At 36.9% G+C, this 15,114-nt stretch carries 16 protein-coding genes and 4 tRNA genes; 19 read left to right on the top strand and 1 reads right to left on the bottom strand.

Going from position 1 to position 15,114, the window contains the following annotated elements; all coding sequences use genetic code 11:
* Positions 1-9 precede the first annotated feature (9 nt).
* From rsmG to spo0J, 4 genes are all read left to right on the top strand, one after another.
* Complete coding sequence (gene rsmG / locus DM800_RS10990) at positions 10-729, top strand: 16S rRNA (guanine(527)-N(7))-methyltransferase RsmG (protein WP_001019619.1); 720 nt, start codon at positions 10-12, stop codon at positions 727-729.
* Positions 730-834: 105 nt separating this feature from the next.
* Positions 835-1,707 carry a nucleoid occlusion protein gene (noc, locus tag DM800_RS10985; RefSeq protein ID WP_000799025.1) on the top strand — a complete coding sequence of 291 codons (873 nt, stop codon included), beginning with the start codon at positions 835-837 and terminating at the stop codon, positions 1,705-1,707.
* A 189-nt stretch (positions 1,708-1,896) separates the two neighbouring features.
* A complete protein-coding gene (gene soj, locus DM800_RS10980; protein WP_000516117.1) occupies positions 1,897-2,658 on the top strand; it encodes a sporulation initiation inhibitor protein Soj in 762 nt (253 codons plus the stop codon).
* Positions 2,651-3,502: a stage 0 sporulation protein Spo0J gene (spo0J, locus tag DM800_RS10975; RefSeq protein WP_179955669.1), complete on the top strand. Its 852-nt coding sequence runs from the start codon at positions 2,651-2,653 to the stop codon at positions 3,500-3,502. The genes soj and spo0J overlap by 8 nt, the downstream gene beginning before the upstream one ends.
* A 20-nt stretch (positions 3,503-3,522) precedes the next feature.
* Here the strand turns inward: spo0J and yyaC are convergent, their stop codons facing one another.
* Entirely contained in the window at positions 3,523-4,119 is a 597-nt protein-coding gene (gene yyaC, locus DM800_RS10970; RefSeq protein ID WP_097858866.1) for a spore protease YyaC, read from the bottom strand.
* Positions 4,120-4,379: 260 nt separating this feature from the next.
* Between yyaC and DM800_RS10965 the strand changes: the two genes are divergently transcribed.
* From DM800_RS10965 to DM800_RS10895, 15 genes are all read left to right on the top strand, one after another.
* Complete coding sequence (locus DM800_RS10965) at positions 4,380-5,237, top strand: mechanosensitive ion channel family protein (RefSeq protein ID WP_000362298.1); 858 nt, start codon at positions 4,380-4,382, stop codon at positions 5,235-5,237.
* 20 nt (positions 5,238-5,257) lie between these two features.
* Positions 5,258-5,455, top strand: coding sequence for a DUF951 domain-containing protein (locus DM800_RS10960; protein WP_000436051.1), 198 nt, complete (start codon positions 5,258-5,260; stop codon positions 5,453-5,455).
* Between the two features lie 115 nt (positions 5,456-5,570).
* Positions 5,571-6,671, top strand: coding sequence for a redox-regulated ATPase YchF (gene ychF, locus DM800_RS10955; protein ID WP_000524660.1), 1,101 nt, complete (start codon positions 5,571-5,573; stop codon positions 6,669-6,671).
* A 191-nt stretch (positions 6,672-6,862) separates the two neighbouring features.
* A complete protein-coding gene (gene rpsF, locus DM800_RS10950; RefSeq protein WP_001233781.1) occupies positions 6,863-7,153 on the top strand; it encodes a 30S ribosomal protein S6 in 291 nt (96 codons plus the stop codon).
* Positions 7,154-7,179: 26 nt separating this feature from the next.
* The gene (gene ssb, locus DM800_RS10945; RefSeq protein WP_002108911.1) at positions 7,180-7,710 is read left to right on the top strand and encodes a single-stranded DNA-binding protein; all 531 of its coding nucleotides are present in this window, start codon (positions 7,180-7,182) and stop codon (positions 7,708-7,710) included.
* A 44-nt stretch (positions 7,711-7,754) separates the two neighbouring features.
* Positions 7,755-7,988: a 30S ribosomal protein S18 gene (rpsR, locus tag DM800_RS10940; protein ID WP_000918874.1), complete on the top strand. Its 234-nt coding sequence runs from the start codon at positions 7,755-7,757 to the stop codon at positions 7,986-7,988.
* A gap of 81 nt (positions 7,989-8,069) precedes the next feature.
* Positions 8,070-9,005 carry a YybS family protein gene (locus DM800_RS10935; RefSeq protein ID WP_147786855.1) on the top strand — a complete coding sequence of 312 codons (936 nt, stop codon included), beginning with the start codon at positions 8,070-8,072 and terminating at the stop codon, positions 9,003-9,005.
* Between the two features lie 78 nt (positions 9,006-9,083).
* Complete coding sequence (locus DM800_RS10930; protein ID WP_001113891.1) at positions 9,084-11,057, top strand: DHH family phosphoesterase; 1,974 nt, start codon at positions 9,084-9,086, stop codon at positions 11,055-11,057.
* Positions 11,054-11,500 (top strand): 50S ribosomal protein L9, encoded by a 447-nt coding sequence (gene rplI, locus DM800_RS10925; RefSeq protein WP_000864225.1) that lies wholly within the window; start codon positions 11,054-11,056, stop codon positions 11,498-11,500. Before DM800_RS10930 ends, rplI begins: the two co-directional genes overlap by 4 nt.
* Before the next feature lie 27 nt (positions 11,501-11,527).
* A complete protein-coding gene (gene dnaB, locus DM800_RS10920; RefSeq protein ID WP_001286242.1) occupies positions 11,528-12,889 on the top strand; it encodes a replicative DNA helicase in 1,362 nt (453 codons plus the stop codon).
* Positions 12,890-13,104: 215 nt separating this feature from the next.
* Positions 13,105-14,394, top strand: coding sequence for an adenylosuccinate synthase (locus DM800_RS10915; RefSeq protein ID WP_044740892.1), 1,290 nt, complete (start codon positions 13,105-13,107; stop codon positions 14,392-14,394).
* Between the two features lie 140 nt (positions 14,395-14,534).
* A tRNA-Lys gene (locus DM800_RS10910) sits at positions 14,535-14,610 on the top strand.
* Positions 14,611-14,623: 13 nt separating this feature from the next.
* A tRNA-Glu gene (locus DM800_RS10905) sits at positions 14,624-14,695 on the top strand.
* 22 nt (positions 14,696-14,717) lie between these two features.
* A tRNA-Asp gene (locus DM800_RS10900) sits at positions 14,718-14,793 on the top strand.
* Positions 14,794-14,834: 41 nt separating this feature from the next.
* Positions 14,835-14,907: transfer RNA gene (locus DM800_RS10895), tRNA-Phe, on the top strand.
* The last annotated feature ends 207 nt before the right edge of the window (positions 14,908-15,114 follow it).

The following is a 15,114-nucleotide window of genomic DNA, read 5'->3' as shown; positions in this document are numbered from 1 at the left end:
TATTGTTAGATGAACATAGAACAATTTCAATCTATGCTAGAAGAGAAGGGTATCACCCTCTCTTCTAGACAGTTAGAGCAGTTCGAAATCTACTTTGAAACATTAGTAGAGTGGAATGAAAAAATGAACTTAACGGCTATTACGGAGAAAGAGGAAGTATATTTAAAACACTTTTTTGATTCCATTACAGCTGCTTTTTATTATGATTTTTCAGAACCATTCTCAATTTGTGATGTTGGCGCAGGAGCTGGATTCCCAAGTATTCCTTTGAAAATCTGTTTCCCGCACTTAAAAGTAACAATTGTAGACTCATTGCAAAAACGTATTAACTTCTTAAATCATTTAGCACAAAAGTTGGAATTAGGTGACGTTGCGTTTTGTCACGATCGTGCGGAAACATTTGGGAAAAAAGAAGGTGTACGTGAATCATACGATATTGTAATGGCACGTGCAGTCGCGCGTCTTTCGGTATTGAGTGAGCTATGTTTACCACTTGTAAAAGTTGGGGGAACATTCATTGCAATGAAAGGTGCCGCAGCAAACGAAGAAATTGAAAATGGCAAGTATGCTTTAGAGGTGCTAGGCGGGAATTTAAAAGAAATGTCTACGTTCCAATTACCGTTTGAAGAAAGTGAACGTAATATTTTATTAATCGAGAAAAAGCGCAAGACACCAAAGAAATATCCACGCAAACCGGGAACACCCAATAAATTACCTATTGAAAAATAAATCTTATTAGACGTAAGATTAAATTATATAAATGAAAACGTAAATGTTTCATAGGAAACATTTTATGGAGAATAGTCAATAGGCCTAAAAGGTGGTGGAATATGTATGAAAAATACGTTTTCTCGTTTATTTGGCTTTGGAGATAAAGAGAGCGAATTCGAATTACAAGACGAAAGCCATGAAGAAATAGATAAAAAGGTATATGAAGAAATACAAGAAATTCCGATAGTAAATATTACCCCTAACCGTTATCAACCACGAACAGTTTTTGATGATGCACGAATTGAAGAGCTAGCACTAACGATTCGTACACATGGGCTGATTCAGCCGATTGTTGTGAGGCAATATGAGGATGACAAGTACGAGATTATCGCTGGAGAAAGGCGTTTCCGTGCGGCAACAAAGTTAGGGTGGGAAAAAGTTCCTGCAATTATAAAGAACTTAAATGATACAGAGACAGCTTCTGTAGCTTTAATTGAAAACTTGCAACGTGAGGAACTAACAGCAATCGAGGAAGCTGTGGCATATCAAAAGCTAATTGAGTTACATAATTTAACACAAGAAGCATTGGCACAACGACTTGGAAAAGGACAATCCACAATCGCAAATAAGTTGCGATTGTTAAAGTTGCCTGAAGAAATAAAACGTGCGTTATTAGAAAAAAGTATTACAGAACGTCATGCCCGCGCTCTCATTCCTTTAAAGAATGAGGAATTACAACTGAAGGTTTTACAGGAAATTGTGGAGAAACAACTGAATGTAAAGCAAACAGAGGAACGAATTGCGAAATTACTAGAGGAAGCCAAACCGAAGCGTAAGGCAAAGCAAAAAGCAGTAAGTCGAGATACGAGAATTGCCATGAATACAATTAGGCAGTCATTACAAATGGTTGCTGACAGTGGTTTAAATGTTAATTCTGCGGAAGAAGAATTTGATGAGTACTATCAAATTACAATTAAAATTCCGAAGAAAAAATAATAATGGCGTGTTAGAGACCTTATCCTACTGGATAGGTCTCTTTTACTATATTTTCTTGTTAGATGAAGAAGGAGTTTAGAAATAAATTTTGAAGTTTAATAAGGACGTAAAAGAAAAACTTTTATTTCATGTTACAATAAACGTAATTGTTACTAGAATAAGATAGAAAGGTTGAAAGTAGGTGACATCATGGGAAAAATCATTGCTATTGCCAATCAAAAAGGTGGCGTTGGAAAAACAACAACATCTGTTAATTTAGGGGCTGGATTGGCACAAGTAGGTAAAAAAGTCCTTCTTGTAGATATTGACGCTCAAGGAAATGCAACGACTGGTGTGGGAATTGAAAAATCCGAATTAGATCAATGTATTTACAATGTTCTTGTGGAAGATGCAGATGTTCAAGGGGTTATACGTAAAACCGCAACTGAAAACTTAGATGTTCTACCCGCTACAATTCAATTGGCAGGTGCTGAAATTGAATTGGTACCGACTATTTCCCGGGAAGTACGTTTACAAAGGGCATTACAGCCAGTTCGTGATGAATATGACTATATTATTATCGACTGTCCCCCGTCCTTAGGGTTATTAACGATTAATGCATTAACCGCAGCAGATTCTGTTATTATTCCTGTTCAATGCGAATATTACGCACTAGAAGGATTAAGTCAGCTATTAAATACAGTTCGACTTGTGCAAAAGCACTTAAATAAAAATCTAGCAATTCAAGGTGTATTGTTAACGATGTTGGATGCCCGTACGAATTTAGGGATTCAGGTTATAGATGAAGTGAAAAAATACTTTAGGGATAAAGTATACCGTTCGATTATTCCTCGTAATGTTCGTTTAAGTGAAGCACCAAGTCATGGGAAACCAATTATGCAGTATGACGCTAAATCAAGAGGGGCAGAAGTATATATAGATTTAGCAGAGGAAGTGATTGCAGGTGGCTAAAGGATTAGGAAGAGGAATTAATGTGTTTTTTCCTGATTTAGATGTGAAAGAAGAAGAGGCAATTCAGGAGATTGTGATAACTGAATTAAGACCGAATCCATATCAACCACGTAAACACTTTAATAAAGAGGCAATTCAAGAATTATCGGCCTCTATTAAAGAGCACGGCATATTGCAACCGTTAATTGCTAGGAAGAGTATTAAAGGATATGAAATTGTTGCAGGTGAAAGAAGATATCGTGCTGCCAAAGAGGCAGGGCTCGAAAAGGTACCTGCTGTTGTAAGACAATTAAATGAGCAGCAAATGATGGAGTTTGCATTGCTTGAAAACTTACAACGAGAAGATTTAAACCCAATGGAAGAAGCAATGGCATATCAAATGTTAATGAATGAGCTAAATGTAACGCAAGAACAATTAGCAAAACGTCTTGGTAAGAGCAGACCTTACATTGCAAATTATACGCGATTATTAAGCCTCCCTTCTTTTGTGCAAGATATGATTGCAAATGGTCAACTTTCAATGGCCCATGGGAGAACTTTGCTTACTATAAAAGATGAAGAACAATTGAAATCTTTATTAAAACGAATCGAAAAAGAAGGATTAAACGTTCGTCAATTAGAGAAAATTGTTCAGGAGATTAATCAACGCGTTTCACGTGAAACAAAACAAGTGAAAAAAGAGAGAAACATATTTTTCATAGAACGCGAAACGTTCTTAAGAGAAAAGTTTGGCACAGATGTGAAAATTAAAGAAACGAAAAAAGAAAAAGGTAAAATCGAAATTGAATTTTTTAATAAAGAAGATTTAAATCGCATTTTAGAATTATTAGCGCAGAAAAACTAAAAAGCAAACCATCTTATTATTTATAGATGGTTTGCTTTTTTTAATACAGATAATTTTTGGTCTGTTTCTTTTATACTTTGTGCAATTACATCAGCCATTTTCATGACTAAACTTAATCTTGTATTTTGCAGGACGAAAAACTCCATAAAACCATTTAGATTTACGATGCCATGAATATGTAAATCACCAACTGCAGGTAATTTTTTGTTCATCGCAGCTCCAGGTTTACTAGGCCCCATTCCGGTAGTGATGGAACCGATGTTTTGAGACTTTCCTAAACAGGCATCAACCGCAATTATAAATGAAGTAGGATTATCTTTCTGTATATTCTGAATTTTTTCTTCTAAATTTAGCGCATGCACTGGCTCATCTAGTGTGCCGAACACTTGGAAGTTTTTAATTCCTGCTTGTTCTAGTTTCGTACCGACTAACGGACCGAGTGCATCGCCTGTAGAACGATCTGTTCCGATACAAACGAGAATAATCGGTATATTCGTTTTAATAGGGATATGGGAAAGTAAGAAGTTACTAATTGTCTCGGAGGCTTCTACGTCTTGGTGCATAACATTTTGAGTTTCTTTTTCGAAAAAGGGTAAGCGAAAACTTCCAATATTCATGAAGCATCCATCCTTTTAATAAATTTTCAAAATATGTTATATGGTGAGTAAAATGGAAAACTATAAGTGCGTACTTCCTGTAAAACTTGAGTGAAAACGGAAATAATAGTACTAGTATATATATATTCGTTCCATTTTATACCTGCATGGAAGTTAACAAATGCAATTAAAGTCATAAAAATTTTTCAGAAATCAGGGTGACTTCTGATACAATAAGAAGGATGATTAAAAAGAAATTTTAGCTGGAGAGGTAGAGGTACATGGATTTAGCGTTGAAATGGTTTGAGTCCATTGATTGGACGAATATAGGTGTGAAATCACTAAAAATAGTCGTTATTTTAATACTTGGTGCAATTATTGTGCGAGTTGCGCGTGCAATTGTACGAAATGCGTTTCGTATGGGAAGCCGTTCGCCAATTCAAATTTCAGAACGTCGTACAGTTACAGTAGCGAAGTTACTTGAAAATATTGTGGCATACGTTGTTATGTTCATTATGTTAATTGCGATTTTGGGTGTGTTTAATATTAATGCATCTGGTTTATTAGCGGGTGCCGGGGTAATTGGTTTAGCAGTCGGATTTGGTGCTCAAAGTTTAGTAAAAGATGTTATTACGGGGTTATTTATTTTGCTAGAAGATCAATTTTCAGTAGGTGACTATGTAAAAATTGGTCAGTTTGAAGGTGTCGTTCTAGAAATTGGACTTCGTACAACAAAAGTAAAGAGTTGGACAGGCGAAATTCATACTTTACCAAATGGAAGTATTATTCAAGTTACGAACTATTCAGTTAGTAATAGTGTAGCATTTGTTGATGTATCCATTTCGTATGAGGCTGACATAGCGAAAGCGGAGCAAGTCATTGAAGAGTTATTAGAAGAATTACCTGCACAATATACGCAAATGGTAGCAAAGCCTCAGTTATTAGGTGTGCAAACATTGGCTGCGTCAGAAGTTATATTACGTGTTATTGCGGAAGTAGAGCCGATGCAACATGCGGTTGTTGCGAGAGCACTTCGTAAAGAAATTAAAAATCGTCTAGATTTACATGGGATTGAAATTCCATATCCACGTATGGTTTTATATAATCGTGAAGAATTGGTGAGTGGAAAAGCAATTTAGTATGGAGAGGGGTTTGGAGAATGGAGCAAAAGCAGTATAACTTGTACGATGTTGTGGAAATGAAGAAAGCCCACCCATGTGGTGAGAATCGCTGGAAAATTATTCGTATGGGAATGGATATCCGCATTAAGTGCGAGGGATGTGACCATTCAGTAATGATTCCTCGAAGAGAATTTGATCGTAAGGTGAAAAAAATACTTGTGAAGCACGAAGAATAGAGAGAAAGTAACAGTTGCAATGGGTAGCTGTTACTTTTTTTCGTTTGGAGGAAACTTGTCATTTTTTTCGTTACTATCTATAATGATGAAAGATTGAGACATAGGAGTGAAAAATATGGGATTAACGGCTGGGATTGTTGGATTACCTAACGTAGGGAAGTCAACTTTATTTAATGCAATTACACAAGCAGGAGCAGAATCTGCAAACTATCCATTCTGTACAATTGATCCAAACGTAGGGATTGTAGAAGTACCAGATGAGCGTTTAAATAAATTAACGGAATTAGTAGAACCGAAAAAAACTGTTCCGACCGTATTTGAGTTTACTGATATTGCAGGTATCGTAAAAGGTGCTAGTAAAGGTGAAGGTTTAGGAAATAAATTCTTATCTCACATTCGCCAAGTAGATGCAATTTGCCAAGTTGTTCGTTGTTTTGAAGACGAAAATATTACACACGTTTCAGGGAAAGTAGATCCAATCGATGATATTGAAACAATCAACTTAGAGCTAATCTTAGCGGATTTAGAATCTGTTGATAAACGTATCGAGCGTGTTGCGAAGTTAGCAAGACAAAAAGATAAAGAAGCAGTATATGAGCATGAAATTTTAGTTCGTTTAAAAGAAGCTTTTGAAGAGGGAAAACCAGCTCGTACTGTTGAATTTACAGAAGAACAAATGAAGATTGTTAAAGGCCTTCATTTACTTACAACGAAAGAAATGTTATACGTAGCAAACGTAAGTGAAGATGATATTATGGATCCTTCTGAAAATAAATATGTACAAATGGTAAAAGAATTTGCTGCAAATGAAAATGCTCAAGTAATCGTTGTATGTGCAAAAATCGAAGAAGAAATCGCTGAGCTAGACGAGGAAGAGAAAAAAGTATTCCTTGAAGAACTAGGCATTGAAGAATCTGGTTTAGATCAATTAATTCGTGCTGCATATGATTTATTAGGACTTGCTACTTACTTCACAGCTGGTGTGCAAGAAGTACGTGCATGGACGTTTAAACAAGGTATGAAAGCACCACAATGTGCTGGCGTAATTCATACAGACTTTGAGCGTGGATTTATTCGTGCGGAAACAGTTTCTTACGAAGACTTAATGACAAACGGTTCTATGACAGCTGCAAAAGAAGCTGGTAAAGTTCGTTTAGAAGGAAAAGAGTATATCGTAAAAGATGGAGACGTTATGCACTTCCGCTTCAACGTTTAATTTAATATTTCCTAGGAAAAATAAAGATATGAGCTTGGCAAATATATTATGTGTTTGCCAAGTTTTTTATGCATGGGTGAGTTGATTCATCTAACTTACTATGATATAATCTAAACTCGTGAGTAATTACTATAAATTAATTGCTCCTTGCCCATTATGGGCCGTTTAGACCAAAAGGAGGTGAAAGTGTAATGAGAAAGTACGAAATTATGTACATCATTCGTCCTGGCGTTGAAGAAGAAGCTCAAAAAGCTTTAGTTGAACGTTTCGCAGGTGTTTTAACAAACAATGGTGCAGAAATCATTAACACGAAAGAGTGGGGTAAGCGTCGTTTAGCTTACGAAATCAACGACTTACGTGAAGGTTTCTACATGATCTTAAACGTGAACTCTAACGCAGAAGCGATTAACGAATTCGACCGTTTAGCTAAGATCAACGAAGACATCCTTCGTCATATCGTTGTTAAAGAAGAAGAAAAATAATTGATATATAAGGGAGAGTGGTTCGATTGATGAATCGTGTTATCCTCGTTGGTCGTTTAACTAAGGACCCTGACTTACGTTACACGCCCAATGGTGTTGCAGTAGCTACTTTTACGTTAGCTGTGAATCGCGCATTTGCGAATCAACAAGGTGAGCGTGAAGCTGACTTTATTAATTGTGTAATATGGCGTAAACAAGCAGAAAACGTAGCAAATTATTTGAAAAAAGGTAGCTTAGCAGGCGTAGATGGACGTCTTCAAACTCGTAATTACGATGGACAAGATGGTAAACGTGTATATGTAACAGAAGTTCTTGCGGAAAGCGTACAATTTTTAGAGCCGCGTAATGGCGGTGGGGAGCAACGTGGTTCATTTAATCAGCAACCATCAGGAGCTGGTTTCGGTAACCAAAGCTCTAACCCATTTGGTCAATCTAGTAATTCAGGTAACCAAGGGAACCAAGGGAACCAAGGGAACTCTGGATTTACGAAGAATGACGATCCATTTTCAAATGTAGGTCAACCGATCGACATTTCCGACGACGATTTACCGTTCTAATACAGTAAATTAGTTAGTTTTAACAAAGAATGGAGGGAATAGACATGGCAGGACGCAAAGGTGGACGTGCGAAACGTCGTAAGGTGTGTTTCTTCACATCTAACGGCATCACTCGCATTGACTATAAAGATGTTGATTTATTAAAACGTTTCGTTTCTGAGCGTGGTAAAATTTTACCTCGTCGTGTAACAGGAACAAGCGCAAAATACCAACGCAAACTTACAGTTGCAATTAAACGTGCTCGTCAAATGGCACTTTTACCATATGTTGGTGAATAATAGCGTATGAAATGCACAGTAGAGTCGGACTCTACTGTGCATTTTGCTATGCTTTTCTTTTTTTGAAAGAGAGGTTAGATGATGAAGAATACGAAATTTATTACTGAGGGTGCAGCGTTGCTAGCGATATATGCAATGTTATTGCTTATATCTATGTATGTTCCAATTTTAGGTACAGTTGTAACGTTTGCGTTGCCATTGCCGTTTATATTGCTAACGATAAGATATAGATTATCTAACGCCTTTGTAATTTTTACGGCGGCACTTTTTATTACTGTTATTGTCAGTCAACCGATGAACCTAGTAAAGACAATTATGTTTGGATTGATAGGTATCGTTTTAGGATATATGTATAAAAAACAAAAAAAACCGGTAGAAATTTTGATGGCGGGGACGCTTGCGTACTTAATTGGTATTATGCTCATTTATGTTGCAAGTATAAAGTTTTTTAACATAGATTTAATGAAGCAAATGCAAAATATGCTTAATGAAAGTATGGCGCAAAGTGAAAAGATAGTCACTGCTGCTGGTATGCCTATTAGTAAGGAGCAAAAAGAATTATTTGCACAATTTAATGATGTGTTACAAACGTTATTCCCAAGTTTGCTTGTAATGGTCTCGGTATGTTTTTCTTGGATTACAGTTATGATATCAGGTAGTGTTTTGAGAAAACTAAAGCATGACGTTATACCTTGGCCTAAATTTAAAGATATACAATTACCAAAGAGTACTGTTTGGTATTACGTTATATTTATTTTGCTATCAACTTTTATAAAAGTAGAACCGACATCATATTTACATATGGTATTTTCTAACCTATATGTCATATTTGCCTTACTACTAGTACTACAAGGTCTGACATTTATCGCTTTTCTAGCGCATAGCAAAGGTTTTACGAAAGGGGTTCCTATTATTAGTTTTATTGTCTGCATGTTTATACCGATGTTGTTTCCTCTTGTGACAATCTTAGGTATAATTGATTTAGGGATTTCATTGCGTTCTAAAATAGGAGGATAAAGTAATATTCCTTATACTATTTTAATCTGTTTAACTAACTGAAAGGTGAGTTAGTTTTACTTTATAGGAGTTGTATACATGCCTGAATTTTATAAGAAACAGTGGTTTTTATATCCTGTTTATGTATTGGCATTTTTCGTGTTTGTGCTCATTGCCATCCTCTGTTATTTTCATTTAATTATGGGGATATCTACCTTTTTTATTTTTTGCATTGTACTTTTTGTTGTTATACGCTTTGAACTGACCTTTCAAAGGAATTTTGAGAAGTATACGACAGATATGATTACAAGAGTAAAGAAAGTGAGTAATGAAGCATTTAACCAAATGCCGATTGGTATTTTGTTATACAATAAGGATTATGGGATTGATTGGGCAAATCCTTATTTATCTTCATGTCTAGGACAGCATGCGTTAGCTGGATGGCACCTTTATGATGTATCAGAAACGTTGCTTCTTTTTATTAAGGGAGAAACTTCCGACGATATAGTCTCTTTAAATAACCGAAAGTTTCGCGTTTTTGTAAGGAAAGAAGAAAAGTTAATTTATTTCTTTGATGTAACGGAACAAACAGAGATTGAAAAGATGTACGAGGATCAACGCACTGTTTTGGCTGTCATTTATTTAGATAATTATGATGAAGTTACACAGGGATTAGATGATCAATTACGTACGAATATCACAAGTCTTGTAACATCACGACTAAATGAATGGGCCGTTAAGTATGGGGCATATTTAAAACGTGCATCTTCAGAAAGATTCTTCGTTGTACTAAATGAGAGTATTTTAGCGCAGATGGAGAAAGGGAAATTTAGCATTTTAGATCAGGTGCGTGAAGAAACATCCAAAAGGAATATACCACTCACCTTAAGTGTAGGTGTTGGATCAGGTGATTTACCTTTATCAGAGCTTGGGGCAATGGCTCAGTCCGGTTTAGACCTTGCGCTTGGCCGTGGTGGAGATCAAGTAGCTATTAAACAAGCGACAGGTAAAGTTAAGTTTTATGGTGGTAAGACGAATCCAGTTGAAAAACGTACTCGTGTACGTGCCAGAGTTATTTCGCATGCATTAAAGGATTTAGTATTAGAAAGTAGTAATGTCATTATAATGGGGCATAGGGCTCCTGATATGGACGCAATTGGTGCTGCGATTGGTATTTTAAAGGTAGCGCAATTAAATGAGCGCAAAGGATATATTGTGTTAGATGAAAATGATTCTGATAAGGGAATTAAGCGTTTAATGGATAAAGTGAAACAAAACGAAGAGTTATGGTCTCACTTTATTACCCCAGGACAAGCGATGGAATTTGCAAATGATGATTCATTACTTGTTGTTGTTGATACGCATAAACCTTCAATGGTGATGGAAGAAAAGCTGTTACATAAAATTGAAAATGTAGTTGTTATTGACCATCATCGCCGGGGAGAAGATTTTATTGAAGATCCATTGCTTGTTTACATGGAGCCATACGCTTCTTCCACGGCAGAACTTGTTACAGAATTACTTGAGTACCAACCGAAAAATTTAAAAATGACAATGTTAGAAGCAACGGCATTGTTAGCAGGTATTATTGTTGATACGAAAAGCTTTACATTCCGGACGGGTGCTCGTACGTTTGATGCCGCTTCTTATTTACGCTCACATGGTGCAGATACTGTACTTGTACAAGAGCTTTTAAAAGAAGATATGGATCAGTATTTACGGGTTGCAAAAGCTATTAAAAATGCGTACATTTATACAAATGGAATTGCGATTGCAAAAGTTGATAGTGATGATTACTACGATCAAGTGCTTATTGCGCAATCAGCGGACACATTATTAACAATGACAGGAATTATTGCGTCATTTGTTATTGCAAAACGTGGCGAGAATTTCATTGGAATTAGCGGCAGGTCTTTAGGTGAAGTGAACGTGCAGCTAATTATGGAAAATTTAGGCGGTGGTGGGCATTTAACGAATGCAGCCACACAAATGAAAAATGTTACAGTAGATGAAGCTGAGGAGAAGCTTCGATTTGTTATTGATGACTATTTACAGGGAGGCACACAATCATGAAAGTAATTTTTCTAAAAGACGTAAAAGGTAAAGGGAAAAAAGGAGAAATAAAAAACGTACCAGATGGCTATGCAAATAACTTCTTACTAAAACAAGGATTAGCTGCTGAAGCGACAAATAGCAGTATGAAAACTTTAGAAGCTCAAAAGCGAAAAGAAGAAAAAGATGCAGCAGCAGAGGTTGAAAATGCAAAAGAGTTGAAAGAAACGTTAGAGAAACTAACTGTAGAAGTAAAGGCGAAATCTGGAGAAGGTGGCCGTCTATTCGGTTCAATCACAAGTAAACAAATCGTAGATGCAATGCAAAAATCACATAAAATTAAACTTGATAAACGTAAATTTGAAATGGATGATGCAATTCGTGCATTAGGCTATACAAACGTTACTGTGAAGTTGCATCCGCAAGTAACAGCAACAGTAAAAGTTCATGTTAGTGAACAATAAAAATAAGTTAAGCAAGGAGGATTGCGTATGAGTGATGTAATGGCTGATCGTACCCCTCCGCATAATATAGAGGCTGAGCAGGCGGTTTTAGGGGCCATATTAATTGATCAAGATGCGTTAACGTCAGCATCGGAATTATTGGTACCTGACTCATTTTATCGAACGAAACATCAAAAGATTTTTGAAGTCATGCTTGGGTTATCTGATAAAGGAGAGCCGATTGACTTAGTAATAATGACGTCAGCAATGGCTGATCAAGGATTATTAGAAGAAGTTGGTGGGGTTTCTTACTTAGCAGAATTAGCAGAAGTTGTTCCAACCGCTGCTAACGTAGAATATTATGCACGAATCATCGCTGAAAAGGCGCTATTACGTCGTTTGATTCGAACAGCGACTCATATCGTGTCTGATGGGTATGAGAGAGAAGATGACGTGGATGGTCTTTTAAATGAGGCTGAGAAAAAAATATTAGAAGTATCTCACCAAACGAATGCAAAAGCATTCCAAAACATTAAAGATGTTCTTGTAGATGCTTACGATAAAATTGAACTTTTGCATAATCAAAAAGGTGAAGTTACTGGGATACCAACTGGATTTACAGAATTAGATAAGATGACCGCAGGTTTCCAGCGAAATGATTTAATCATCGTAGCGGCACGTCCATCAGTAGGGAAAACCGCATTTTCATTAAATATCGCACAAAACGTAGCGACGAAAACTGATGAAAATGTAGCGATTTTTAGTTTAGAGATGGGCTCTGATCAGCTTGTTATGCGTATGCTTTGTGCAGAAGGAAATATTGATGCGCAAAGACTGCGTACCGGTTCATTAACTTCTGATGATTGGGCAAAATTAACAATGGCGATGGGGAGCCTTTCTAATGCTGGTATCTATATTGATGATACACCAGGGATTAAAGTAAATGAGATTCGAGCGAAATGCCGTAGATTAAAGCAAGAACAAGGTCTAGGGATGGTTTTAATTGACTATTTACAGCTTATTCAAGGAAGCGGGAAATCAGGAGAAAACCGTCAGCAGGAAGTATCTGAGATTTCTCGTACATTAAAAGGGATTGCGCGTGAATTACAAGTGCCTGTTATTGCCTTGTCACAGTTATCTCGTGGTGTAGAATCTCGTCAAGATAAACGTCCGATGATGTCTGACATTCGTGAATCAGGAAGTATCGAGCAGGATGCTGATATTGTAGCCTTCTTATATCGTGAAGATTACTATGACCGAGAAACGGAAAATAAAAATACGATTGAAATTATTATTGCAAAGCAGCGTAACGGTCCCGTAGGCTCAGTAGAGCTCGCATTCGTTAAAGAGTTCAATAAGTTCGTTAACTTAGAACGTCGCTTCGAGGATGGACATGCGCCGCCTGCATAAAGATAGTATAAAAAAGAAATGCATTTCTTATAATAAGATGTGTTTCTTTTTTTTTATAGGAAAGATAAGGCTTTCATAGTGTGAAAATATAATTCTTACGAACGAAAATGTTTTTTAATAAAAAAATGTTCGCTTTTTGGTTGACTTCTTTTTCGGTTTTGGTACAATTATATTGTTTGAATAGATCGTTTGAAAATCGCGGAGGTGCTTTAATAATGTCTTCAGTAGTAGTTGTAGGAACACAATGGGGCGACGAAGGAAAAGGTAAAATCACTGATTTTCTTTCTGAGCATGCGGAAGTAGTTGCAAGATATCAAGGTGGAAATAACGCGGGACATACAATTGTTTTCGGCGGAGTTAAATATAAATTACACTTAATTCCATCTGGTATTTTCTATAAAGAGAAAATTTGTGTAATCGGAAATGGCTTAGTAGTAGATCCGAAAGCATTACTTGAAGAGTTAAAATACTTACACGATCGTGGTGTAAGTACTGATAATTTACGTGTGAGTAACCGTGCGCACGTTATTTTACCTTATCACTTAAAACAAGATGAATTAGAAGAAGCAAGTAAAGGTGATAACAAAATCGGTACAACGAAAAAAGGTATCGGTCCTGCATATATGGATAAAGCTGCTCGTATTGGTATTCGTATGGCTGATCTTTTAGACCGTGAAGCATTTAAAGAAAAGCTTGAGCGCAATTTAGTAGAAAAAAATCGTTTATTTGAAAAAATGTACGATACAGAAGGTTTCAGTGTAGAAGAAATCTTCGAAGAGTACTTCGAGTACGGACAACAAATCGCGCAATATGTATGTGATACGTCTGTTGTATTAAATGATGCACTAGATAACAATCACCGTGTATTATTTGAAGGTGCACAAGGTGTTATGCTTGATATCGACCACGGTACGTACCCGTTCGTTACATCTTCTAACCCGATTGCTGGTGGTGTAACAGTTGGAACTGGAGTTGGTCCTGCGAAAGTTACTCGCGTTGTAGGTGTGTGTAAAGCATATACAAGCCGCGTAGGTGATGGTCCGTTCCCTACGGAGCTTCATGATGAAATTGGTCATCAAATTCGTGAAGTTGGTCGTGAGTACGGAACGACAACTGGTCGTCCACGCCGCGTAGGTTGGTTCGATAGCGTTGTTGTAAGACATGCGCGTCGTGTTAGTGGTTTAACAGATTTATCATTAAATTCTATCGACGTTCTAACAGGTATTCCGACTCTTAAAATTTGCGTTGCTTACAAATACAATGGCGAAGTTATCGATGAAGTTCCAGCAAACTTAAACATTTTAGCGAAATGTGAGCCTGTATACGAAGAACTTTCAGGTTGGACAGAAGATATTACTGGTGTAAAATCATTAGACGAGCTTCCTGAAAATGCACGAAAATACGTAGAACGTGTTTCTGAGTTAACAGGAATTCAATTATCTATGTTCTCAGTTGGACCAGATCGTAACCAAACAAATATCGTTCGTAACGTATACGAAGCTTAATTGATATTTTTGAGAAAAAACTCATGTCCGCATGAGTTTTTTCTTATCTTTTATAAAAAAATAAAAAAAGTATTGCAAAAAACAAAGGAAACATGTTATGATACATCTTGTCGTCACGAAAATATGACGTTGGTGAGTATGAGCCATTAGCTCAGTTGGTAGAGCATCTGACTTTTAATCAGAGGGTCGAAGGTTCGAATCCTTCATGGCTCACCATTTTATTTTTCGTGGCCCGTTGGTCAAGTGGTTAAGACACCGCCCTTTCACGGCGGTAACACGGGTTCGAATCCCGTACGGGTCATGTTTTTTTTATGTTCATTTTTGGTCCCGTGGTGTAGTGGTTAACATGCCTGCCTGTCACGCAGGAGATCGCCGGTTCGACCCCGGTCGGGACCGCCACTTTTGTTTATACCACCATTAGTGGTTTTATATATAGTTTTGGCTCGGTAGCTCAGTCGGTAGAGCAGAGGACTGAAAATCCTCGTGTCGGCGGTTCGATTCCGTCCCGAGCCACTCTCAGGATATTAAGTGGGCCCACTTAATATCCTTTTTATTTGTGTAATTTTACAAAATTGAGTAGTTATTTTAAAATAGAATGAGAAGCCTCTAGCAGTTGAAGCTAGAGGTTTTTCTATAGATCGTATAGGATTCCGTGTAAAAGTGGATCATACATGAGTCTGTGAGAATAGAGGAGAAAGTACTTAAGCAAAAGATGTGGCC

Origin of the sequence: Bacillus sp. AY18-3, from assembly GCF_008042305.1 — a bacterium.
Lineage (GTDB): Bacteria > Bacillota > Bacilli > Bacillales > Bacillaceae_G > Bacillus_A > Bacillus_A wiedmannii.
Note: the sequence above shows the minus strand (reverse complement) of the source record. Positions and strands in the feature narration are given on the sequence as shown.